The sequence below is a fragment of the Paenibacillus sp. PvR133 genome (assembly GCF_017833155.1).
GTDB classification, from domain to species: Bacteria; Bacillota; Bacilli; order Paenibacillales; family Paenibacillaceae; genus Paenibacillus; species Paenibacillus polymyxa_B.
Genome location: NZ_JAFIBS010000001.1, coordinates 626,611 through 652,793, shown reverse-complemented (window position 1 = coordinate 652,793; position 26,183 = coordinate 626,611). Strand labels below are relative to the sequence as shown.

The 26,183-nt window shown below is 43.2% G+C and carries 14 protein-coding genes; 12 read left to right on the top strand and 2 right to left on the bottom strand.

Annotated elements, in window-relative coordinates; genetic code table 11:
- The first annotated feature begins 190 nt into the window (after window positions 1-190).
- The 3 genes from uvrB to JOE49_RS02900 all read left to right on the top strand — a co-directional run bounded on the left by uvrB (window position 191) and on the right by JOE49_RS02900 (window position 6,839).
- Window positions 191-2,182, top strand: a complete 1,992-nt coding sequence (gene uvrB / locus JOE49_RS02910; protein ID WP_160789175.1) for an excinuclease ABC subunit UvrB — start codon at window positions 191-193, stop codon at window positions 2,180-2,182.
- Between the two features lie 171 nt (window positions 2,183-2,353).
- The gene (gene uvrA / locus JOE49_RS02905) at window positions 2,354-5,215 is read left to right on the top strand and encodes an excinuclease ABC subunit UvrA (RefSeq protein ID WP_023990603.1); all 2,862 of its coding nucleotides are present in this window, start codon (window positions 2,354-2,356) and stop codon (window positions 5,213-5,215) included.
- A 412-nt stretch (window positions 5,216-5,627) separates the two neighbouring features.
- Complete coding sequence (locus JOE49_RS02900) at window positions 5,628-6,839, top strand: hypothetical protein (RefSeq protein WP_023990602.1); 1,212 nt, start codon at window positions 5,628-5,630, stop codon at window positions 6,837-6,839.
- 112 nt (window positions 6,840-6,951) lie between these two features.
- Here JOE49_RS02900 and JOE49_RS02895 read toward each other — a convergent pair whose 3' ends face one another.
- Window positions 6,952-8,577, bottom strand: a complete 1,626-nt coding sequence (locus tag JOE49_RS02895) for a nitrite/sulfite reductase (protein ID WP_209940525.1) — start codon at window positions 8,575-8,577, stop codon at window positions 6,952-6,954.
- A 359-nt stretch (window positions 8,578-8,936) separates the two neighbouring features.
- Here JOE49_RS02895 and JOE49_RS02890 point away from each other — a divergent pair, with 359 nt between their 5' ends.
- From JOE49_RS02890 to galU, 4 genes are all read left to right on the top strand, one after another.
- Window positions 8,937-10,181: a S1C family serine protease gene (locus JOE49_RS02890; protein WP_209940524.1), complete on the top strand. Its 1,245-nt coding sequence runs from the start codon at window positions 8,937-8,939 to the stop codon at window positions 10,179-10,181.
- Window positions 10,182-10,229: 48 nt separating this feature from the next.
- Window positions 10,230-12,143, top strand: coding sequence for a stalk domain-containing protein (locus JOE49_RS02885; RefSeq protein ID WP_209940523.1), 1,914 nt, complete (start codon window positions 10,230-10,232; stop codon window positions 12,141-12,143).
- A 703-nt stretch (window positions 12,144-12,846) separates the two neighbouring features.
- Window positions 12,847-15,357, top strand: coding sequence for a U32 family peptidase (locus tag JOE49_RS02880; protein ID WP_013312213.1), 2,511 nt, complete (start codon window positions 12,847-12,849; stop codon window positions 15,355-15,357).
- A gap of 197 nt (window positions 15,358-15,554) precedes the next feature.
- Window positions 15,555-16,436, top strand: coding sequence for a UTP--glucose-1-phosphate uridylyltransferase GalU (galU, locus tag JOE49_RS02875; protein ID WP_028542106.1), 882 nt, complete (start codon window positions 15,555-15,557; stop codon window positions 16,434-16,436).
- A gap of 83 nt (window positions 16,437-16,519) precedes the next feature.
- Here the strand turns inward: galU and JOE49_RS02870 are convergent, their stop codons facing one another.
- Window positions 16,520-18,976: an O-antigen ligase family protein gene (locus JOE49_RS02870; RefSeq protein ID WP_053326210.1), complete on the bottom strand. Its 2,457-nt coding sequence runs from the start codon at window positions 18,974-18,976 to the stop codon at window positions 16,520-16,522.
- 135 nt (window positions 18,977-19,111) lie between these two features.
- Between JOE49_RS02870 and JOE49_RS02865 the strand changes: the two genes are divergently transcribed.
- The 5 genes from JOE49_RS02865 to JOE49_RS02845 are packed head-to-tail and all read left to right on the top strand — an operon-like array spanning window position 19,112 to window position 26,055.
- Window positions 19,112-19,915 (top strand): ABC transporter permease, encoded by an 804-nt coding sequence (locus JOE49_RS02865; protein WP_025723433.1) that lies wholly within the window; start codon window positions 19,112-19,114, stop codon window positions 19,913-19,915.
- Window positions 19,912-21,216 (top strand): ABC transporter ATP-binding protein, encoded by a 1,305-nt coding sequence (locus JOE49_RS02860; RefSeq protein ID WP_081376926.1) that lies wholly within the window; start codon window positions 19,912-19,914, stop codon window positions 21,214-21,216. Before JOE49_RS02865 ends, JOE49_RS02860 begins: the two co-directional genes overlap by 4 nt.
- Before the next feature lie 4 nt (window positions 21,217-21,220).
- The gene (locus JOE49_RS02855) at window positions 21,221-22,210 is read left to right on the top strand and encodes a class I SAM-dependent methyltransferase (RefSeq protein ID WP_069080808.1); all 990 of its coding nucleotides are present in this window, start codon (window positions 21,221-21,223) and stop codon (window positions 22,208-22,210) included.
- Window positions 22,210-23,706, top strand: coding sequence for a hypothetical protein (locus tag JOE49_RS02850; protein ID WP_209940522.1), 1,497 nt, complete (start codon window positions 22,210-22,212; stop codon window positions 23,704-23,706). The genes JOE49_RS02855 and JOE49_RS02850 overlap by 1 nt, the downstream gene beginning before the upstream one ends.
- Before the next feature lie 9 nt (window positions 23,707-23,715).
- Complete coding sequence (locus JOE49_RS02845; protein ID WP_068938849.1) at window positions 23,716-26,055, top strand: glycosyltransferase; 2,340 nt, start codon at window positions 23,716-23,718, stop codon at window positions 26,053-26,055.
- Window positions 26,056-26,183: the final 128 nt, after the last annotated feature.

The following is a 26,183-nucleotide window of genomic DNA, read 5'->3' as shown; positions in this document are numbered from 1 at the left end:
TCAAGACTTATCGTTTGCATCCACGGTAAGAAAGAGGTATAATACGGGAACAAACATTCTTATCCAACCATATTTCCCAAGTATCATTGCTCGGGAAATATCGACATAGAGTTACAGGTAAAGACGTTAAAGCTCGACTGGTGTAAAATCATGATGTTTCCATTTTAGACGATAAGGGTGATGCAGGGCAATGAGTGATATCGTTGTTAGCGATAAGACTTTTGAAATTCAGTCGGAATTCCAACCTCAAGGCGATCAACCTCAGGCCATTTTTGAATTGGTAGAGGGAATTGCAGAAGGAAAGAAGCATCAAACGCTATTGGGTGCTACGGGAACAGGTAAGACGTTTACCATCGCACAGACCATTGCCAAGTTGAATCGGCCTACGCTGGTTATTGCACATAATAAGACTTTGGCTGCTCAACTGGCGAGTGAGTTTAAAGAGTTCTTTCCGAATAACTCAGTCGATTATTTTGTCAGCTACTATGATTACTATCAACCGGAAGCATACATTCCGTCTTCCGATACGTATATTGAGAAGGATTCCAGCATCAATGAGGAGATTGATAAACTTCGCCACTCAGCGACAAGCTCTCTGTTTGAGCGTCGTGACGTTATTATTGTAGCGAGTGTCTCCTGCATTTATGGTTTGGGTTCCCCGAAAGAATATTCAAGCTTGCTGCTTTCGCTTAGAGTCGGCATGGAGAAACCCCGCAATCAGATTTTGTCCCGCTTGGTCGATATTCAATATCAGCGGAACGATATCAACTTCGTGCGGGGTACTTTCCGTGTACGGGGGGATGTTGTCGAGATATTCCCGGCTTCCCAAGGGGAACACGCTATACGTATAGAACTGTTCGGGGATGAAATTGAACGAATTACCGAGATTAATGTGCTTACGGGTGAATTGATCGGTGAACGTGATCATATTGCCATTTTCCCGGCATCTCACTTCGTTACTCATGAGGATACGATGAAGGTAGCATTGGTCAACATTGAACGTGAGCTTGAAGAGCGGTTAGCGGAGTTGAAGGAGCAAGGGAAGCTGTTAGAGGCGCAACGTTTGGAACAACGTACCCGCTATGATATCGAGATGATGAAAGAGGTTGGCTTTTGTTCCGGTGTCGAGAATTATTCAGGTCCACTGACATTCCGCGAGCGAGGAGCAACACCATATACGCTGATGGATTATTTCCCGGATGATATGCTGATCGTCATTGACGAGTCCCATGTTACGTTGCCGCAGATTCGTGCCATGTATAACGGTGACCAAGCACGTAAGAATGTACTGGTAGAACATGGTTTTCGTTTGCCATCTGCATTGGATAATCGTCCGTTGAAGTTTGAAGAGTTCGAGGACAAGGTAAGTCAAATCGTCTATGTATCGGCTACTCCAGGACCCTATGAGATGGAGAAATGCGAAACGATGGTACAGCAGATTATCCGTCCTACCGGGCTTCTTGATCCGATTATTGAGGTGCGTCCGAGCAAGGGGCAGATTGACGATCTCATTAATGAGATACGGCTTCGCATGGAACGTGAGGAACGGGTACTGGTGACCACACTTACGAAGAAGATGTCTGAAGATTTGACTGACTATTTAAAAGAAGTGGGCATCAAGGTTCGGTATATGCACTCCGAGATTAAGACGTTGGAGCGGATGGCTATTTTGCGGGATCTTCGTCTAGGGACCTTCGACGTACTAATTGGGATCAACCTGTTGCGGGAAGGTCTTGATTTGCCGGAAGTATCGCTGGTTGCAATTTTGGATGCGGACAAAGAAGGCTTCCTGCGTTCTGAGCGCTCTCTGATTCAGACGATCGGACGGGCAGCACGGAACAGTGACGGTCGTGTTATTATGTACGGCGATAAGATTACCGATTCTATGGATAAAGCGCTAAAGGAAACGGAACGTCGTCGTGCGATTCAAATTCAGTATAATGAAGAACATGGGATTACCCCGCAAACCATTCGTAAAAAGATTCGTGATGTTATTGAAGCAACTAAGGTGGCAGAGTCAAAGAATGATTACCTTCCTAATGAGACGGGTAAACTTTCCAAGAAGGAGCGTCAATCACTCATTCAGCGTCTGGAAGCAGAGATGAAAGACGCCGCCAAGAACCTACAGTTCGAGCGGGCAGCCGAGCTGCGTGATGCTTTGCTGGAGTTGCGAGCTGATTAAACATTGAGAATAAGCTAGAAGCAAAACATATGAAAATAAAATGTTTGATTGCTTTGCTTTTAAAATAGTGAGGGCGGCCTATGTGGTCGTTCTCTTTGCGATATATCACTTCCATGGGATAATCCAATGCGATATAGCATGACGTGAACTACGGCTAAGGAGATGAAACATTTGGCGAATGAAAGCATCATCATCAAAGGCGCACGCGCGCATAATCTCAAAAATATTGACGTGACGATTCCACGGGACAAGTTCGTTGTCCTGACAGGGCTTAGTGGCTCAGGTAAATCGTCACTGGCTTTCGATACGATCTATGCGGAAGGGCAACGTCGGTATGTGGAATCTTTATCTGCGTATGCCCGTCAATTCCTCGGGCAAATGGAGAAACCGGACGTTGATTCGATTGACGGTCTGTCTCCTGCCATTTCCATTGACCAAAAAACGACAAGTCGGAATCCGCGTTCTACCGTCGGAACGGTTACCGAAATCTATGACTACCTGCGGTTGTTGTTTGCCCGGGTGGGTCATCCTCATTGTCCTGAACATGGCATTGAAATTACTTCACAGACCGTTGAACAGATGGTGGACCGCATTTTGCAGTATCCTGAAAAGACAAGACTGCAGATTCTGGCTCCATTGGTATCCGGCCGCAAAGGTGAGCATAAAACACTGTTCACTGATATAGCCAAGCAGGGCTTTGTACGGGTACGTGTGAATGGAGAACTACGTGAATTGTCTGAGAAGATTGAGCTGGAAAAGAACAAGAAGCACTCGATTGAAGTGGTCGTAGACCGCATCGTAGTCAAGGAAGATGTGCGTGCGCGTCTATCCGACTCTATTGAGACGGCACTAAATCTTTCAGGTGGGCAGTTGCTTGTAGACATTATGGGGCAAGAGGAGTTGCGGTTCAGCTCCAACTTTGCATGCCCTATTTGTGGATTCAGCATAGATGAACTGTCTCCAAGAATGTTTTCCTTTAATAGTCCGTTCGGCGCTTGTCCGGATTGTGATGGGTTAGGAGTTAAAATGGTGGTTGACCCTGATTTGCTCATTCCCGATCCTGAAAAAAGTGTCGAGGATGGGGCTTTTCAGGCTTGGAGTGGTGGAACTTCCACTTATTATCCTCAATTTTTACAGTCAGTATGCGAGCACTACGGTATTCCACAGGACATTCCTGTTAGTCAATTGACGACAGAGCAAATGAACCTCATTTTACATGGAACGGGAGAGCAGAAGATCCGTTTCCGCTATGAGAATGATTTTGGTCAACGTAAGGAAGCCTATGTGACCTTTGAGGGGATTATCCCCAATCTGGAGCGTCGTTATCGTGATACGGCTTCTGAGGGTATACGTGAATTTATTGAAGGCTTTATGAGTGCAAAGCCATGTAACACTTGTAAGGGACACCGACTGAAAAAAGAAAGCCTGTCGGTAACCATTCAAGAGCGTAATATAGCTTTTGTGACAGCTTTGTCTATCGGTGAAGCCTCAAACTTTTTCCATACACTGGAGCTGAGTGAGAAGGAGAAGTCGATTGCCAATCTCATTTTAAAAGAAATTAACAGCCGCCTGGGATTCCTCGTTAACGTTGGTCTGGAATACCTGACTTTAAGCCGTGCGGCAGGCACGTTGTCAGGCGGTGAGGCACAGCGTATCCGACTGGCGACACAGATCGGGTCCAGTCTGATGGGTGTGCTTTATATTTTGGACGAGCCTAGTATAGGATTGCATCAGCGAGATAATGACCGTCTGATTAGTGCTTTGGAGCATATGCGTAATCTTGGCAATACGTTGATTGTGGTGGAGCATGACGAAGATACGATGATGGCGGCGGACTATATCATTGATATCGGGCCAGGAGCTGGAATCCATGGTGGGATGATCATGTCGCAGGGGACTCCGCAGGAAGTCATGGAAGACCCGAATTCCTTAACCGGGCAGTATTTGAGCGGACGCAAGTTCATTCCGGTCAATACCGAGCGGCGCAAGCCTGCTGATAAATGGCTGGAGATTCGCGGAGCCAAGGAGAACAATCTCAAAAATGTGAATGTCAAAATTCCGTTGGGTGTTTTCTCAGCTGTTACTGGTGTATCTGGTTCTGGAAAATCGACGCTGGTCAATGAAATTTTATACAAAACGTTGGCGCGTGATCTGAACCGTGCGAGAGTACGTCCAGGGCAGCATAAAGAAATTCGCGGACTAGAACATATAGAAAAGGTTGTTGAGATCGATCAATCGCCAATTGGTCGTACACCGCGTTCCAATCCTGCAACGTATACTGGTGTATTTGATGATATCCGTGACTTATTCTCGCAGACGAACGAGGCCAAAGTACGAGGCTACAAGAAAGGCCGCTTTAGCTTTAACGTTAAGGGAGGTCGTTGTGAAGCTTGTAGAGGCGATGGCATCATCAAGATTGAGATGCATTTTCTGCCGGATGTGTATGTTCCATGCGAAGTGTGTAAAGGCAAGCGTTATAACCGGGAGACCCTAGAGGTTAAATACAAAGGGAAAAGTATTGCCGATGTGCTGGAGATGACGGTAGAGGATGCAACGGAGTTTTTTGTAAATATTCCGAAGATTCATCGCAAGATCCAGACACTGATGGATGTAGGTTTGGGGTATATCAAGCTGGGTCAGCCTGCGACTACCTTGTCTGGCGGTGAAGCACAGCGTGTGAAGCTAGCCTCCGAATTGTATCGTCGCAGTACGGGCAAAACCATTTATATTTTGGACGAGCCGACAACCGGCCTGCATGTTCACGATATTGACCGATTATTGACGGTGCTGCATCGTTTGGTTGATTCAGGAGAGACGGTGCTGGTCATTGAGCATAATCTGGATGTGATTAAAACAGCCGATTATCTAATTGATTTGGGACCGGAAGGCGGAAGTGGCGGTGGAACGATCTTGGCTACCGGGACACCGGAGCAGCTCGTGAAAGTCGAAGAATCCTATACAGGTCGATACTTAAAGCCGATCCTTGAACGGGATACAGAGCGTAGTCAAGCGCTTCAGACAGTCGATCTATAGATACCGTTTAGCATAGTTTTAAAAGCCCTGCACAGGCAGGAAGGCAGAATACGAACTAGTGTATTGATGCCTTCGTCTTGGCAGGGTTTTATTTTTTTTGTAAAAAAAGAAAACTTTTATCAAATTCCTGCGTTAAAGCATGTGACACATAGTTTACCAAGCGCTGGAATAATAAGTATATACGTATATTCATCGACAGAAAGTCTCTGAGTGGTCTCTAAATTTTGGAGTTTTGGATGTTTAGGCTCGGGCTTGAAAAGGTAAATATATAACTCATGATTATATAGCATCATACGAAGTTCCGTGCCCGCGTGACAACCATTACAAGTTGAAGCGAAACCGTCTGTAGTTTTATCACATCTAAGAGGTTCATACAACATCTCTGAGGAAGTCATGAAGGGAGCTGGAACGCTTGAAGGTTAAGCAAAGTAGAGTTTTACGTACACGTGTGTATACATGGGCAGCAGGAGCTGCTTTGGCGGCATGTTTGATGGGATATAGTGCTGCACCGTCCTATGCCTCCGAGGTGTCCGAGGCGTTTGCGCCCAAACAAGCCGAAATCGAAACAAGTGCGGCAATTGGTAGTATTAAGGATTTAGGAAACGCTCACAATTACATTCAACCCGCAGCGAATGGTGGGTTCTTTATGCTGAACGTCGAGGACGATACAGAAGCAAGTGTAGTACACGTCACATATGGCAAGCTGGACAGTTCTGTGGAGGCTGTATGGAAACATCAACAGGATCTGAACGTACAACCCGGAACAAGCAGCAGTGGAGTCCAGCGGGAGACGTCGGATGGGGGCTTGCTGTTTCTGATTGATTATACAAAACCGAACGGAATACGAGATGTGCAGGCTTCACGATTGGACGAGGATGGAAACACCTTGTGGTCCAAAACATTACCCACAGATGGCTTGATATCTCATGGGCAGGATTCGCAGGTTGGTTTGGAGCCACTGGAGGATGGCAGTTTCCTGGTCTCCTATCTAAACCTTGCGGAGCAGTCCTTCACTGTACTCAAATACACTGAAGCTGGCGATATACAATGGAATCGAACGACGGCCGGAGTGACCTCGGGTTGGCTGGTCGGCAGTCACAATGGATATTATGCGCTTTTGAACAGTTCAGATGGTCCCGTTGGGGTACAAGCAGATGTATATGGTCGCGATATTCGTGACATCCATCTGGACTTAGGATCAGGTAAAGAAATTGCCGCAGTACGTGAGTTGCCGAGCGGTCATATTGCTGTAACAGGGCTTAAAGGAAACAGCAAGCGTACACAGGTGCTAAGTAATGGTCTGCAATTATTTAGTAATACAGAGGACTATGCGGCTGACCGGGTGTATCTGCCTGAGGAGCAGTTGTATGTCCAGTTCAGTGATCAATATGATCCACTGGGTAAAACCACGAAGATGCATGGTATCACCATTACAGGCTTGAAAGGAAACGGTACGAAGGTGTGGGAAACGAGGACTCATTATAAGGAGGATAATTCCTTCGGCATCCGGTATGATACGGGATTGATATATAAGATACCTTCAGGCTACGCGGTGGTGACATCTACAACAGGCGCTCATAAGCCAACAGTACTCGATTTTGCGAAAATATTGATACCGGAGTAATCCGGTGTCTTTTTTTATGAAAGTGAGGGAAACAATATTGCGGGGCTCCATGAGGATAAGAAACAGCCTGCTTGTATATGTCATACAAGCAGGCTGTTAATAGACTCTATATTTAGGATGCAACGTGGCTGGACTGTAAAATAGCAGACAGCTTTTCCTGAAAAGTCGGAATCCCTACACGCTGTACATATGCGTAAAAGCTTTCGCCAGCGCTCCTGTTTTCTTTGTAGAACAGAATGAGCTCTGCCAGTACAGGTCCAACCTGATCCCCGCGTACGCGACCTTTGAGCGCTTTGTTAAACTGGGCGCCTGCTCCAAGCGCTCCGCCGACAGCGATGTCGAACGCGTCGACCAAGCCTTCCGGTGTCTTTATGAGCGAGCCTTGCAGACCAATGTCCGCAATATGCTTTTGACCGCAGGAATTCGGGCAACCGATAAAATGAATGCGCACCTTTTCATCCAATTGCACGTGCTGATCCAAATACTCGGCGACGTCAACCGCCCGTTTTTTGGTTTCCACAATCGCCAGATTGCAAAACTCATTTCCTGTGCACGATACCGTACGGCTCATAAAATGCTTGGGCTGTGGTGTCAGGCGTTGCAGCACGGGGGCTTCCAGTAGTTCATCCACTTGCTCATTCGGCACGCCGCTCAGCAAAATATTTTGCGACATCGTGGTACGAATCTGCCCATCGCCATAGCGGTCAGCCAGTTCGGCCAGTTCATGCAACTCGTCAGCACTAAGGCGACCGACAGGCACGTTCAGACCGACATAGTTCAGGCCTTTTTGGGCTTGAGGATGCACACCGTCAAAATAGGCGGCTTGCCAGCCAATTGTTTTGTCCTCGCCTCGGCCGGGCATTTCACCGATGTACTCGGTGAGCTTAGCCAGAAATTTGTCTGGGCCCCAATCGGCAACAAGGAATTTTAGGCGGGCATGGTGCCTCTTTTCCCGATAGCCGTAATCACGGAATATGGTGGTGACAGCAATAGCAACCTTCAGTACCTCCTCAGGACGAACAAACAAATCCAGAGACTGTGCCATATGCGGCTTGGCGGACAAACCTCCACCAACCATCACATGGAAGCCGACTACTTCTTTTCCATCGAGGATCTTGGTGGCCGGAGTGAAGGACAGGTCGTTAATTTCAGCCTGTGCATTGTTGTACGTATTACCGGAGATAGACATTTTGTACTTACGCGGCAGATTGGAGAAGTCTCGATTTAATAAGAAAAAACGATTTACTTCATCTACAATCTCCTGGGTATCCACCAATTCATTGGGATCGATGCCAGCCAGCGGATTACCGACAATGGTACGCGGGCAGTCTCCACAGGCTTCAAAGGAATACAAATTGACTTTTTCCAGCCTTTCGAAAATATCGGGCAAGCTTTCGACCGTCAACCAGTGAAATTGAATCGCCTGGCGAGTGGTGACATCCACAAGACCGCGTCCGTATAGCGCGGATATGTCCGCCAATGCATGTGCCTGTGCTGAAGTCATGATCCCTGTGTTGATGCGGACCCGCATCATGAAATGACCATCCTTGGGCTTTTGCTGGTATACCCCAGCCCATTTGAAACGGTCCATATCGTCCGCAGAGATCGAGTCATAGCCATCGTTGGCATAGTTTTCGATAATGGTACGGATAACGTCGAGACCGTCCTTTTCCAGTTTGACCAACTCGAATTTGTTAAGCTTATCGGGATGAGCGTTCCAGATTGGTTCGTAGGCCATTCTTTTAACCTCCTTCAAGTGTTTATTTATACTTTAGTGTTTTGGATAGAGGACTCATGATTTTATTCTTTATTTCCGACAATAAAACTAAGATATAATGTGATGGTATCATAGTTGGTTATGCTCGTAAACGAAGGAATGACCTAATTGGTATAACGATTATTTATCGTTTTTGCTTATTTTTTTGATATAAGGATTTGGAAAATTTATAATATAAATAGCATGGGAGGACAGGGATGTAGCAAACGGAGCCTTTTAGAAAAAGATAGGGCTTAAAGCGATTGTATACGTGTCCCCTCTATGGTAGATTTGGACTAACTGATAGAACAGGGTCATGTAAGAGAGGAAATGGTGAGTATATGCGTAAGATGGGGAAAAGGGCAGTTGTTCTGGCTTTGGGCAGCGCTCTATGTGTTTCTGGAACGGCAGGTGCAGCTAGCAGTGGAACTGCGTTAAAGGCCAAAGTCATTAATGGTGGGGTCTATGTTAACGTAAGCGATATGAATAAAGCATTAGGAACCAGCGGCGCATATAACAGCGCAAATGGTACATATACGTTATCGGCCGATCGTGTGCCGCAGGTTGTTAAAAATGTATCTCCTTCTGTGGTCGGTATCATTGGCCGTTCAGCCACGGGAGAGACCGTAGCGGGAGGAGATCGCTACAATCTGGCTCACGGCACGGGTGTCATCATTCGTACAGATGGATGGATTGTGACGAATGCGCATGTTATCGAAGGATTAGGTGATGCCGTGGTTGTAACCTCGGACGGAAAATCTTACGGAATCACCGACAGCTACAGCGATCCGATCAGTGATTTGGCATTAGTCAAAATCAAGGCAAGCGGCCTCAAACCCGCTACCTTGGCAGCTTCAACGAACAGTCTACAGGTAGGTGAGCAGGTAGTGGCTATTGGTACGCCTATATCCTTTTCACTTCGCAATTCGGCAACCTCGGGTGTCGTTAGCGGGCTGAATCGTGGTGTCAACGCTGCTTATCGTTTGATCCAAAGCGATACCGCGATCAATCCTGGTAACAGCGGCGGTCCGCTGGTCAATCTCAAGGGTGAGGTCATCGGGATCAATACGATGAAATTCTCGGCGGTCGGTATTGAAAATATGGGCTTTTCGATTCCGTCGGATACAGTGAAATATGTCATCGGCCAATTTTTCAAATACGGAGAGGTTCGGCGCGCCAGTCTTGGTCTAGGGCTGGAAGAGAGCTGGTCAGCTATCGTCGGATTACCTACCGAGGATCCTTTGAAAGTTACGAAAATTACTTCAGCCAATGCCGTTCAGGCAAAAATCAAGGAAGGCGATGAGCTGTATAGTATTAACGGTAAGCGTGTAGCTTCGGCCATTGACGTCAATGAGCTACTTAAAAACTATCAACCGGGTCAAACGGTGAATGTGCTTATGCAGTCGGACGGTGATATTGTAAAGCGCAAGCTGGTACTGACACAGGATAATGGTGAAATCTATGAGTCCATTCAGTCTGGAGAAGATGGAGAAGATTCGAACGGTTCGGAAGCCGCTGAAGATGGTGGTGTAGCGCCTTCTAAGGAAGCATCGGAGCCAGCTCAAGGGGCAACTACTGGAAAGTGACAATAACGGCTCTTGAATCTATAAAATAAAGCTAAAGGGAGATTTACTGTGAAGCATATTCAAAGAAAAATGATGCGTAAGCTGGGGGTCGGCGCTGTCGCATTGTCCCTTCTGCTTTCTGCTTTGCCAGCAGTTGCAGCAGATCAAGATAAAAACATGCTGGAATTGCGTCTGCAAAGCGGCAGCAATACAGCCGTCGTAAACGGCCAAAATGCAAATATCACGAAGCCCTATTCCAAAAGTGGTGCACTGATGGTTCCGGCTGGTGTGTTTAAAAAGGCATTTAACAGCAAAATCCGATTGGCTGAAGATAATGTGGTTAAAATCACCAGCGGAACTCATGTTGTTTCGCTAACCATTGGTAGCCGTACAGCATGGGTGAGAGGTCACAAGGTAACACTTCCAGCTCCACCGGAAATGTCATCAGGTATCCTCATGGTGCCTCTGCGTCAAGTAGCAGAAGGGCTTGGCGGTAAGTTGGAGAAGAATGGTGCCGGAATCATTATTCGGATGGAAGCACAAGAAGAGGCGGGCACGGTAGCTGAAGAGACACCGAACATTGATAATGATGAGGGCAAGACGCAGATCGGGAACAGTTACTATGACTGGTCTATGAACTATCCAACAGGGCTCGTCATCGGTCAGGGAGGTGGAGATGAGAGTATCTCCACTTTTATGGATGAGAACAGTGCCTACTATATGGAGGTGCACACAGCGTCACAGCCGGTTCCACTGAATGCGGACGATCTGTTGCAACAATTAGTGCAGGCAGCCAAGGAAACGGGAGAAACTGTGATCGATCGAAAATCCTTCCCGAAAGCGAAGGTACCTTATGCTCGTGTCATTACGAAGGATGGGGACGGCGTATTGTGGGAAAATCGTCAGTACTATGACAACGGACGATTGTATGTAGTTTATTTTTCCGATGCTAAAGCAACGAATTATAAAGATCTGGCCCAGTATGCAGGACTTTTAAATTCCTTCAAGACCTCCTTTAATGCGCAGGATAAAAGTATTAAAGACTTGTCTACTGTTGTAGGAGGCACACGCGAGGCCGGGAATCCAGACTACGGTGTGTCACTCAGCATACCCGCAGGCTGGAAAATGGACGATCAACGGATGCAATATGAAAGTAATGATGGATCGAGCTTCCGCGTGAAAATAACCTCAGCTCCAGCGGATGGAAAGTTGGAAAACTGGGGCCAGCAGCTGCAAAAATGGCTGAGCGATTCCTTTGTGTCCACGGCTTATGAGGCACAGAAGACGTATCCGCTGGAGGTTGCAGGCGTTCAAGGGTTAGTACAGGAGTACCGTTATAATTTTGGCGATGGTTGGGTCAAGGAGTACAACGTGCTGATTCAGCAAAATGGATACCGCTATTTGGCTGAATACGCAGTGCCTGAAAAAGTAAGCAAAGGAAATGATCAGTTCAACGCGCTCATTTCCTCGCTTCAAATCGATTTTCAAACCGTAGCGAGTAACTTTGGACAGTTGGAAGAAGACGACTATTTGACAGATAAAACGAAAACGGTCAAAAAGACTTCAAAAGCCTATGAATATACGGTGAATATCCCACGATATTGGACCGCGATTAGCGATCAATTTGAATTGGGCGATGTAGAGTACCAGTTTACTGGAGGACGTTTTTCCGTCAAAATCGACAACGACCAATCATTTGAACTAACGGTATCCCAGCTCAAGGACTTCTACGATAAGCAAGCAAAGAACTACAAAAACCTCAAAGTCGAGGAGGTTAAGGACGTAACGTTTGCTGGTGTTCCGGCAGTTTCCTTTACATTCCATCGTATAGAGGAAGGCGTTGGCTACACAGGCCACCAATTGGTTTTGGAACGTGACGGAAAAACGTATACTGTGACAACGACATTGAATGATGCGAACAACACGGCTGTACAGTCTAACGCACTGGATTCGACGTTAAATTCGTTTAATTTTGTGAAGTAGAAGGTGTAAGTAAAAGATTGGCGAGGTATGGTGGGAAGAGGCTACGCGTGCCATTTGATCCTACGATCGCTGACGCTTCTTCGGATTCAAATGGCCCGCTTCGCTGGCGCCCGCCATAAGATTTCCAATCTTTTTAAAGAGTGAGGTAAGCAGGGAAGGGCGTAGGCAGCTATTTACGATACTTAGATCAGCGAACGCGAACGCCTTTTTTCGGATTCATTGTCGAGTACGCTGGTACCGCACAAGGATGCCTTTTTCTAAAAGGCTTAGGCCTGCCTACTAGCGCGTCTAAGTTGCCTAGTCTCCATCTCCATTTGGCTTCTTGCTGGATAGCACTGTTTACTTCGTTGTTCCTCTTGTTTTATATGATTCCTCACCTCCAAAGTACCGTTTGACGGGAATGGGGGTGTTTTTTATGTTTTAGTAAGAGATTTTTACGAGGAATCGCTTGGAAAGTGTAGAAGCTTGGGGCGCAGTCTGGTACACTAGATTAGTTACAAGATAAGAATGATTATGCCGCAAATGTTCGTGATGCGGATTTTTTGAGTTGGATGCCATTTATCCCTCGAGCTAGTGGTTCAGAGTGGGGATGATCGGATAGGATGATAATTCATAGGGCTATAAAATAAGCAGCATCGCTGCTCTGGAAAATAACGTTTAGCTCAAGGTTAATCAGTTATTTCTCCATATAGGGAGGACAAAGATGAAATCAGTAGTACGAAGAGAAGATGTTGAGCTTCTGGCACCAGCCGGTGACTGGGATTGTATGCGTGCGGCGGTGGCAAACGGGGCTGATGCGATCTTTTTCGGGGTGGAAAAGTTCAACGCACGGGCACGGGCGAATAATTTCCGCATGGAGGAACTGCCTGAAATTATGGCGTTTTTGCATAGCTATGGGGTTAAAGGTTTTTTAACATTCAATATATTGGTATTTGAAAACGAGTTGGAGGACGCTAAGGAGCTGGTCGATGCCTGTATTGATGCTGGAGTCGATGCCTTAATTGTCCAGGATATGGGCTTGGTGAAAATGATCCGCGACATTTCACCGGATTTTCCGATCCATGGTTCTACCCAAATGACGATTACCTCGCCGGAAGCGGTAGAGTTTACAAAGCCGTACAATATGGAACGGGTCGTGCTTGGACGCGAAAACAACCTGAAACAGATCCAAAAAATAGGCGACCAGGCGAGACTTCCAATGGAGGTATTCGTACATGGAGCATTATGCGTATCTTATTCTGGCCAATGCCTGACTTCAGAAATGTGGGGCGGCCGCTCTGCTAACCGTGGTGAATGTGCACAGGCATGTCGTTTGCCTTACGATCTGATGGTGGATGGAGAGCAGAAGCCAATGGCAGATGTGACGTATCTGCTGTCACCTAAGGATCTAGCAGCGATCGACTTGATGCCTGAACTGATCGACGCGGGTGTTGTTTCTTTTAAAATTGAAGGGCGACTGAAAACACCTGAATATGTGGCGAATGTGGTCAGCAAGTACCGCAAGGCCATTGATAAGTATTTTGATGGCGATACGTCCAAGACCAGCAAAGAAGATATTCGCGAGCTGCAGCAGAGCTTTTCACGCGGCTTTACGCACGGTTTTCTCGAAGGAACCAATAACAAGAAGCTGGTTGACGGTACGTTCCCGAAAAGCCGGGGTGTGTATCTTGGGCGAGTGGAACAAATCCTTCGTGATGGCGTAGTTTGCCGTATTGATGCACCGCTCAAGCGTGGCGATGGTATTGTATTCGATGCGGGAGATCCCACGCAAAAAGAAGAAGGCGGACGCGTATACGATATCCGTCGCAAGGGCGTGAAGATTGAAGGCGAAGCCGGAGAAGGCTGGATCATTGACATCGTAGCGGGACGCAACGATGTGGATCTGCGCCGTGTACACGTGGGCGACCGCATTTGGAAGACCAACGACCCGGCGCTGGACAAGCGTCTGCGCCAGTCATATGACACGGACAAGCCGTACCGTGTCTTCCCGGTACATGTGCGGGTCAGCGGCTCCCCGGGGCAACCGCTGTCGACGTGGTGGACCGACGTGCAGAAGGGCACAACGGTCCGCGTGGACTCCGAGCTGGAACTGGAGATTGCCCAGAAGCGTCCGATGACGCACGAACTGCTCGAAGAGCAGTTCGGCCGACTGGGCGGAACGGTGTTCCAGCTGGAAGAGCTGGACGTCCATCTGCATGGGGACGTCATCGTGCCGATGCGCGAGCTGAACGGTATCCGCCGTCAGGCGGTGGAACTGCTCGCGGGCGAGCGCCCCAAACCGCCCGTGTACACGAAGCGGACGGTCGAGGTGTATGACGATGCATCGACTCCGGCATCGTCTGTGGCACGCGGTCAGGCAGAGCTGACCGCGCTGTGCCGTAGCCTCCCTCAGGTGGAGGCTGCGCTTGAGGCCGGCGTGGAATTCATTTACGCCGATTTCGAGTTCATCAAGCAATTCCCGGCAGCCGTAGAGGCTGTGCATGCTGCAGGCCGCCGAATTGCGCTGGCGACCCCGCGTATTCACATGCCGGGTGAAAATGGCTACCACAACAACATCCTACGCCTGAAGCCGGATGCTGTGTTGGTACGCAATCCAGGGGCACTGTATTTCTACTTGCGACACCGGTTGGAGAACCCGGACGCACATCACCCGCAATTGATTGGTGACTTCTCGCTGAATATAGCCAATCATAAAGCGGCTGATCTGTTCCTGGATTCCGGCTGCGACTTGGTTACGCCTTCGTACGATCTGAACATTCAGCAAATGGTTGATATGCTCAGACGTACGCGTACCGATAAGCTGGAGATCGTGATCCAGCAGCATATGCCAATGTTCCATACTGAACATTGCGTATACTGTACCTTTATGAGTGAAGGCACCGACTACACTAACTGTGGACGTCCGTGTGAGGACCATCGCGCATCCCTGCGTGATCGAATTGGTATGTCTCATCCGGTCCGTGTGGACGAAGGCTGCCGCAACACGGTATACAACGCGATTGAGCAATCCGGCGCGGAATACCTGTCCAACTTCCTGGAGCTGGGCGTGTCCCGTTACCGCGTGGAATTTTTGGAGGAGACACCGGAGCAAGTGCATGAGGTTATTGATCTCTATAACCGTGCCCTGCGCGGAGAAATCAGCGGAACACAAGTATGGAAAACGCTGAAAGCGACGAATCAGTTGGGTGTTACACGTGGGCAGCTGGTGAAGTAAATAACTGTATATTTGTTCGGGAGCCAGAAAGATTCCGGCAGCATAATATATTAATATAGAAAGCAAGTGATTAGAAGACATGTTCTCTTTGAGGGAAGATGTCTTCTTCTTTAACCTATCAAATTCATCTATCTTCCTGTTATAATCATAGACAGTATATCTATCCGTTATATTGAAGACAAAAGGAGTTTTAACCTATGAAAATCCGTAAAGCGATTATTCCTGCTGCGGGATTAGGAACCCGGTTCCTTCCTGCTACAAAAGCGATGCCTAAAGAGATGCTTCCCATTGTAGACAAACCAACAATTCAATATATTATTGAAGAGGCTGTTGCATCTGGTATAGAGGATATCATTATCGTTACTGGTAAAGGCAAAAGGGCGATTGAGGATCATTTTGACTACTCCTTTGAGCTGGAGCATAATTTGACTGCGAAGGAAAAATGGGATCTGCTCAATGAAGTGCGTAAACCATCGGAGATGGCAGATATCCACTATATTCGTCAAAAGGAACCCAAAGGGTTGGGGCACGCTATCTGGTGTGCACGTAAGTTTATCGGTGACGAACCTTTTGCCGTCCTTTTAGGGGATGACATCGTTGAGTCTGAGAATCCGTGCCTCAAACAGATGATAGACGTGTTCGATGAGTATCAGCGTTCTGTTGTAGGTGTAAAACAAGTGGATTGGAACGAGGTACATCGTTACGGCATAGTTGAAGGTCATGCACTTACTTCCAAAATCTCTGAGGCGGAACGATTGGTAGAAAAGCCAAAGAAGGAAGAAGCAACCTCCAACTTGGCGATTATGGGACGTTATATCTTGACGCCTGATATTTTTGATATCCTGGGCCAGCAATCTGCGGGAGTAGGCGGGGAGATTCAATTGACGGACGCATTGTCCAAGCTGGGAGAAAAGAATCCGATCCTGGCCTACGAGTTTGACGGGAATCGCCATGATGTTGGCGAGAAATTGGGATTCATTGAAACTACTATTCATTATGCTCTGCAGCATAACGAAATCAAGGATGAAGTACTGGCTTATATGAGACAGGTTATTGAAAAGATTGACCAACAAAAATAGACAGCTCACCTAACCTCACCTTATCAAAATAAAAAAGAGACTACCGGATGATATAACATCATCTGATAGTCTCTTTTTTTCTGCTATTTCTCCGATTTTAACTGAGCAATTTGCTCTTTTTCCTTCGGATCAGCTTTTATTAGTTTATCGTACAATGCTTTGTCATCCTGCCCTTGCTTTTGCAGAGCGACGATATAATATCGAGCAATCTCACGATTTGTAGCGTCGCTCAGGTCGTCTTTCAAGCCGTTTTTGAGGATGCTTGCAGCCTCAGCAGGCTTACCTGACATGAACTCAATTTTTCCAGTACTGAGCGCAATACCCGGAGTTACTTCAAAAGTACGTGTCAACTCAATTTCAGGTGGAACCGTCTTAATATGAGCTACCCCATCCAGAACCTTCTGATAAGCAGCGAGACCTGCTTGGAAATATTTCTGTTCCTTGGCTGTGTCTTTCTGCTCATGTGCCTTATTACCAATAGTGTAAGCTTGGGTAATCAACATATTGTACCAGTCATTGTCCCAGACAAAGTTGGAAATGTTATTTTCCAAAATACTGAAGGCTTGCTCATGCTCACCTTTTGCTTTTAAAAGGTTAACTTTGGAGTTATACATGATTTTATTATACGGTTCTGCCTTCAGGCCCGTATTAAGTACCTCTATTGCAGCGTTATAAAATTCCTCTTTTTTCGTTTGATCATACACATTCTTGTACAGTGCAGCCAATCTTATAACCGAATCTGGGTGCGTAGGACGAAGTTCAAGATCCTTATTAATGGCACTTTGGATTTCCTCAAAAGATGTGCTGACCGCCATGATCTGTTTGGCAGATGTGGCAGCATTGGCCGATTGCACGAAGCGGAGACCTGCAAAAAGCACCACAATGCTTAGAATGCCGATGACTGCACTATACATGATTCGGAATCCGGAAGCACTCATGGACAGGCGTTTAAGCGGCTTGCTGTCCATAGCAGCGGCCATACCACCAAGACTCACAAATACCAGTATGCCCATGAACACGTAACTCAGATTAAAGTCTAGCAAGCTATGAAGTAAGATTGAGAGTGCCAAAATGAGATACAGGAAGTGAGAATCCCGTTCTTCATCATCTTGTCTCATATAGCTACGGATATATTTATAGAAAATATATAAGATAAATGACATGAAAATTACAAAACCGAGAATACCAACTTCAACCAGATACTGCATGAAGAAGTTATGGGCCTGACGGCTTGTGTAAGGATAATCTTGGTATTTCTCGTATAAAGTAGCCCAACCGCCGCCGCCGGTGCCAATAACAGGATGATCTTTAATCAATTTGGCAGCATCCTGATAGAATACAAGACGTTCCAGTACACTATGCTGCCGGAAATTGATATTTTCAAACCGGACCTGGACGTTTTCTGGTAGTACGCTGCGCAGGCCAGTTCCAATAAACAGAAAAGCCAGCAAGCCAATCACCACAACTGATCCAACAGGTAGCCACAGGTTGGATAACTTGCGGGAGGCCCATCCTTTGAGGGCATTTTCCAACTTCGGTGCCAGATAACGTTCAACAAGCCACAGTACGACAGCTACAGCCAGGGAGACACCAATAAGTAACCCCCAAGCCTTCGCAGCCTCTCCGCCGTTGTAGGTCTTGTTGAGTTGTAAACCCATATTTGTAATTGGCGCCAAGATAGATATTGACGCTACACCAGCAATGGCACAATGCAAAATCCATATAATCTGACGTGCTGGTTTAAAGAAGAGCAAAAGCAGTACGAAAACGACTGGCAACATAACCAGACCGCCCCGTGACAAGGTCAGGAACAGCGAGACCAGGATGGGCACCAACATGAAACCATGAGTAGCCTTGCCATACCATGATTTTGATTTCATTAAACAAAAAACGGCAGCGAATAGGAAAGCCATTAGAAAGGCGGCATATGTATTCGCATATTGAAACACTGATGTCAGCCGGAGACCATTTGTATCTGTCATAACTGCATTGGTATAACGATATTGATACACATATTGGGTAAACCAGCCTACCATCTTGCCGGCAAGTACCCACTGTCCAAACCAGTTAATAAAGCCAAAGCCTACAATGACATAAGCAACAGTCATAATCAGGTTGTGAATAATCTTATTGCCTAAGCGATCTTGTAGTAGATAGATTGAGATGATAAACAGAGCGGCATATATGCACTGTACCACCACCATATTCATGGCCAGGTAATGCGAAGCTGCTGAAGTCAGTGAAAGCACATAAGACAGGGGAAGCAGCAGTACTAATACAGCCAGCCAATCCCTTTGCTCTTCCAGCTTGAATTTCTTATAATAAGATACGATTGCCAGGATCAACAGAATCGAGGCGATGATAACAGCCCAATAGAGAGGCTTTTCAAAATCGAGCATTTGCCCATTAAAAAGTGCAGCCTGGAAGGGAGCCCAAGCTAAAAACAGAATCATGCCAACAATTAACACCCAAAACATAGCCGGCCTTTTATCGTCACGGGTCGACGTTTTGGCCTGTTTCCCGTATACTGGATTCGACAAGGTTTACAATCTCCTTTTCTTGTAGATACGTCAACATTTTAGCATAATGACGCTTTGGAACCAACTAGCAGTATATCAAGACATGCTAACTCATTTAAATTAAAAACTTAATTATAGGAAGAAGAGATATTGAGAATGTATTTAAGAACAACATTAAAAAGTATTTTTAACCATAAATATCTTATTAAAAATTTTATGGTCAAGGATCTGAAAAATCGCTATCAAGGTTCCATGATGGGTTTCTTGTGGTCAATCATCCACCCGTTGACAACTCTTGCAGTCTACTCACTTGTTTTCTCATGGATGCTAAAAATGAGAGTGGGTGTGGAACTGGGAACCAATAATTTTACACTGTGGATGTTCGCAGGGTTGCTCCCATGGATTTTCTTTTCGGAAACTCTTAGCCGCGCTACCTCAGTTGTGCTTGATAATAGTAACTTAATTAAGAAAACAGTATTTCCTTCTGAAATTTTGCCGATTTCTTTGTTGCTTTCTAACGCGGTGAATTTTCTGATCGGTTTTCTAATATTAATTGGCGGAATGTTTTTCTTAGGTCAACATGTCTCGGGCCTTTCGTTACTGTATGTATTGGTATATATATTCCCTTTGGTGTTGTTTACTCTTGGATTCTGCTGGTTATGTGCCAGTTTAAATGTTTTCTTTAGAGATTTGGGACAGATTGTAAGTGTAGTTTTAAATATTGTTTTTTATGCTAGTGCAATTATATATCCTATACATGTTGTACCACAAAAATTCCAAGGTTGGTTTTTCTGGAACCCGTTAATACATGTGGTACAAGGAATAAGAGATGCTTTGTTTAAATTACAGTTCATTGAGGACAGGGAGCTTATTTATCTTTATACTTTTTCAATTATAGTGTTTTGTTTGGGGCAATATATATTCCAAAAATCGAAAAAAGGATTTGTTGATGTACTATGATGAAAAACGACTTGGCAATAGAAATTGGAAATATAACGAAGACATATAAAGTATACAATAAGCCTTATCATAAATTGCTTGAGATCTTCAATTTAGGAAAAAAAAATACTGAAATAAACGCTTTGAAAGGAATCTCTTTTAAAGTGGAAAAAGGGAAAACATGCGGTATAGTTGGTCCTAATGGTTCTGGGAAAAGCACACTTCTTCAAATCCTCACAGGGATTTTGCAACCTACATCTGGATATTTTAACGTGAAAGGTAGGATATCTGCACTGTTAGAACTTGGTGCGGGTTTTAATCCAGATTATACTGGGAGGGAGAATATATTTTTATATGCTTCCATACTAGGAGTAGAGAAAAAGGAGATTGAAACAAAGATAGATGAAATAATTGAGTTTGCTCAAATTGGCGATTTTATTGATAGATCTGTTAAAACATACAGTAGTGGTATGTATGTGAGGTTGGCATTTGCGGTTGCCATCAATGTGGACCCTGACATTCTCATTGTTGATGAGGCACTCGCAGTAGGAGATGAAAGTTTTCAAAGGAAATGCTTTAGAAAGTTCGAGGAACTAAAAGAAAAGGGCGTCACTATATTATTCGTAACTCACAGTTTGGGGTTAGTTAAGCAATTTTGTGATGAAGCAGTTTTAATTTATAAAGGGGAACTTATTGAGCAAGGACATCCGAATCACGTCATAAATGTTTACACTAAGCTTATTGCTGAAATGGAAAATGGAGTGAAGGTCACTAAGCCAACAGAAAAAAGTAGTGACATCCCGATTTTGGGCGAATCAAAATTGTTGGATAGCAAACAAGCTCCTTCAGAGTATAGATACGGCAATGGGGAAGGGAAGATTATATCCTTTAGGTTAGATGGCGAAGACGGGAATAAATCAAGAATATACAGGCATGGCGAAAAAATAACCATTTCCCTCAAACTTCAGTATTATAAGGACACTTATTCTTCACTTGCAGCCTATACGATTAAAACTGTTTCGGGGGTCGAAATAACCGGAACGAATACCAGCTTCGAGGGTTTGGATTTAAAAAATTATAAGAAGGATGATATTTTAAATGTTGTCTTTACTCAAAACACAATATTAAATGCAGGAGATTATGTTGTATCTTTGGGATTTATTGAATTAGTTGATGATAATATCGTAGTTATGGACAGAAGATATGATGTTTTAACTTTTAAAGTCGCAGAAACCAAAAAAGCAGCCGGCCTTGTAGATCCTAAAGTTGAAATAAACGTAAGCAAAGTAATGAATAACTTAACTTTAGAGAACTCGGAGTGATCTTATGAATGATTTATTCAAACAAATTTATCCTATACATGAAGGAATTTATTTATGTTCTGAAAGTGGACATTATTATTCTGACTTAGATAATAAGCGGATGAGTAAACTAGTTGCTGAATGTATCTCTAAAGGATGGAGAACGGCTGTTAAGGAAAATTTTTATGATAATCCTTTTTTATTCAATATCATTACAGATGAATCCAGAGCAGATTGGCAGTATCTATTGCCGTTAACTGAAGATTCAGTAGCACTGGATATTGGGGCTGGCTGGGGGACTATTTCCATTCCGCTTGCACGTAATATTAAACATGTTGTTGCATTGGATGGAACCTTAGACCGTCTTCAATTTCTGTCTACCAGAGCAAAGCAAGAGAATATAGAAAATATTACGGTTATTCACGCGGACATATTTAAGCATCCTTTTAAAGAAGCGAGTTTTGACTTAGTTTCCTTTAATGGGGTATTAGAGTGGGTGGGACTTAATGATCTGGGCCAGAATCCACAAGAAAGACAGAATGAGGCTTTAAGAATAGCTTACAGTTTACTCAAACCTGGAGGCTATCTATACATTGGGATTGAAAACGCTCTGGGGCTAAAATATTTGCTTGGCGAACCTGACGATCATACGGGGATCAAATATATTAGTTATTTGAGTAGAGAAGAAGCCAATGAAATAAGTTTAAAGTGGAATAAAAATGAATATAGTACTTATACGTACACAAAGCAGGGTTATCAGCAACTGTTGGAGATTTCAGGATTCAGTAACATTGACTTTTTTTATCCGCATCCAGATTACAAAAGGATTGAGTTTCTGTACAGTCTGTCCGAAAAAAACGTATCAAGCTATTTAGTCGAATTTTTACGTTACACAAAATCCAGCTCTTCAATTAGTGAACGTGTAAATGATTTGGAGAAGTTTCTAATCGAATATGAACAGTTAAGTCCATTTCCTGCTTCTTATAGTATCTTTGCTCGTAAGGAGGAGAACTAATGATACCTCAGATTAAAAATTATGTAGAAACAAACTGGAACCGATTTTTCGAAATTAAGCCTTCGACACTTCAATTTCTTTTATTATCTAATCCTCAGGGGAAAAAGATTACGCATGGAAAATGCACAGTGCTTATTTTTAAAAACCACGAAGCCAAGCCTACCCTAGTTGCTAAATTTTTAAGGGATCGTAAGGGACGCCAGGAGAAGATCGTTAGTGAATATAAAATTCTTGATAAAATAAGTGGTTGGGGTCAAGCTCCTCAACCTTTTGATTTGTTAAGAATCAACAATCGTTATGTTTCATTTGAAGAATTTAAGCCAGGCATTTCCCTCAAGTCCAGATTGCAGCGGACAGTCAACAAGCTTTCTTTAAATAATTTAGAAGATGTTATTGATCATGTTCGTTCAGACTTTCGAAATACTGGAGTCTTACTGAATCGCTTTGCAAATATAGAGATACCGATTCTAGAAATAGATGATAATAGTAACTACGCACACAAAGCAGTAGAAAACTATAGTGAGTTAACTTCTTTATTAAGTTTGTCTGATAACAATCGTAAAATATTAAATAAGCTGGTTGAGGTTGATAAGGAAACCGACCAGCCGACAAAAATGGTGCATTTTGATTTAACCCCATCCAATATATTGGTAGATAAAGGGGAACTCAACCTTATTGATTTTGAATTCAGTATCCCTTCTAAAAGCTATTTTCTAGATCCATTAAGATTTAGTTTTTATTATTTTTATTTACTTTATGAATTGAATTTGTTCCGTGGCCTTTCATGTGAAGCAAGCTTCTATCATTTTTTTGCGGAAAATGAAATCACACAGAGTATGGTTCATGAGTTTTTTGAGGCAACCATTGAAGGGTATAGACAAGAATCGTTTTTTAGTTATATGTCTTTATTTTTGTTGAGCAATTTACAACTTCAATTAGATGAAACTGATTTTATTAATGATGACTTTGTTGTGCAAACCAATAATCTGTTGACTATCTCGCTGGATGTTTTGCAAAATAATGAAGTTAATTTGGCTGTTTATGAGAGTAAAGTAGTTGAAATGACTAATGAAGAGGTTAGAATTGAGTATGGTAAGTGCCAAAATGTAATTGCAAATTACGAAGCCGCAATTCAGGAAAAAGATCAACAACTGGCACAAAACCTCGAATATATAGAGCATTGTCATAAGGTGGTAGTCGAGAAAGACAAGGAACTGTTGAAAAACACTGAATATATTGAACAGTGCCATGCTACAATTACTGAGAAAGATGGACAATTAGAGGAGAATAATCGTTATATCTCGTTGTGCCATGACTCTTTAAAAGAAAAAGATGAGCATTTAGCGGTTTTACAAGAGAATATCTCACAAAAAGAACAAACACTTGCAGACTTGAAAGCGCAGTTGGTGCAACATGAACAGCTTATTACGAGCTTGCAAGAAAAACTAAATCAAAATCCATTTGTTAGAGCTTTTCAAGAATTTAGAAAAAGGTGAGAATTAAAAATGGAAGTGCGATCCTGTGATATTATTATTCCTGTGTATAATGCACCGGAAGAATTAGAAGAATGTGTACAGTCATTATTTCGTTACACTAATTTAAAAGAAAATAGAGTTGTAATTATTAATGATTGCAGTCCTGATTCTAAGGTGAATGAATATCTCGCTACCCTAGATAAACAGGAAGGTTTAATTATTCTACAAAATGAAAAAAATCTAGGTTTTGTAGGTACAGTTAACAGAGGTATGTCCTTCTCGCAGGACGACGTAGTACTGTTGAATAGTGACACGGTCGTTACAGCTGGATGGTTGGAAAAGTTAAAAGAAGTTGCATATTTAGATGAATCTATTGCAACAGTCACACCACTAACAAACAATGGAAGTATTTGCTCTGTTCCAAAATTTTTAGAAGATAACTCAATTCCCGAGGGTTATACAGTAGAAAGCTTCGCACACTTTATTGAAAATATCTCTCTGAAAGAATATCCTGAAGTGCCTACCGCAGTTGGTTTTTGTATGTATATTAAAAGAGTGATCATTGATGAAGTCGGATTGTTCGATCAGGAGACATTTGGTAAAGGGTATGCAGAAGAAAATGATTTCTGTTGCAGAGTTATTGAGCATGGCTATAAAAATGTGATTGATGATCACACATTTATATACCATAAAGGATCTATGTCTTTTAAAGGTGACAAACTGGCCTTATTAAATAAAAATTTAAAAACTTTAAATGCCAGATATCCTTATTACGATAAAAATGTTCATGATTTCATTGTTAAAAATCCATTGAAACGTATACATGAAAATATAAACATTAGATTACCACATTATGTTGATTCTTACAAAACCCGCGGCAATATACTTTATGTTCTTCACAATTTCTTTGACGAGAGCTATACTCAGCCAATTGGTGGGACGGAGTATCATGTTAAGGATATTGTATCGGAGTTAGAAGATTATTACGCTTTTGTATTAGTGACGAATGGAAATGAGTTGGTGCTAAAGCAGTATCTTAAGGGTGATTTTATTGCAAAGTATCATTTTCCTTTACGTGATTCTATCTCTATACAACATTTTCATCATCAAGAATATAGTGAAATTGTAGAAAAAATCTTGGGGACTTTTGAGATTAGCCTTGTGCATATACATCATTTGATCAGGCATTCTTTTGATATCCCTCATATTGCTCATAAATTAAATATACCAGTAATTTTCACTTTACATGATTACTATTTATTCAGTCCTAAAGTGAATTTATTGGATGAGAATAATAAGTACATTTTAGAAAGTGGAAATGAAGAAGAAAAATTCAATTCCTCCTTGAGAGCTGCTTATGGATTTCATACTCCATTTATAAAGAAATGGAGAGAAAAAGTTGAAGGTATGACTAGTAAAGTAGACCAATTTATTACACCTTGTGATTTTTCAAAAGATTTATTTATAAAGTACTTTCCTTCTTTAGAAAACAAGATTTCTGCTATCGAACATGGTGTTACTATTGAGAATAATTTAACAGGCTCTGAAATTTCATATGTGAAATCAGAGGAAAAAGAAATTAAAGAATGGAATATTGGATTTTTAGGCGGGCTTGCACCTAATAAAGGTAGTGATTTGATTTATAAATTGATCACAAAGTACCCTAGGAATCATATTAATTGGCATTTAGTTGGTGGTCTGGGAGATCAAAAATTAAATTTATTGAATCAAAATAATCTCCATAAGCATGGGGAGTACAAAAGAGAAGAACTGAGCCATATTATAAAACAACTGGATCTGGATTTAATTTGTTTGTTATCTCCATGGCCAGAGACTTTTTCTTATACGTTAACTGAAGCGTGGTTGCATGATATACCTGTTCTGGTTACTCCTATGGGAGCCCTTAAGGAAAGAGTTAATAAGGTAGGCGGTGGATGGGTATCCCAATCTCTTGAACTAAGCGATGTTATGAAGAAAATGGATGAAATTATTGATCATGGGCAAAATGAACTGGCTAAAATTAAAATTAATATTAGTGAGTATAACTTTAAAACAAAATTAGAGATGGTAGCTCAATATAAAGAATTGTACGATAGGTTCGAGAGTTCTAAAGAGCCGATTAAAACAATAACTGTATTTGATAATGCTGATCTTCTTGTATCCTTAAAATATTATTTCCCTCATGATAGTAATATAACATCACATGAGTACCATAACCAACTTAACCAATTGGAAACAGAATTAATGAACATGAGAAATACAATTGGATGGAAGGTTTTGACTAAACTTAGAAACAATAATAAAGGTTCTTTGAAAATGGGAAAGAAGCTAATTTATTTTATTCTTAAGTTCAAAGCCTCAAAAAGATAGATTCGATGTGAATTAGCATATTTTTATAAATATTCTATTAGCAAATTTGGACAGATGAATCCTGCTTTCCTATGTAGGATTTTTTCTTTTTTACATTATCTATAGATGTACTTGTGTTGGGAGTAATA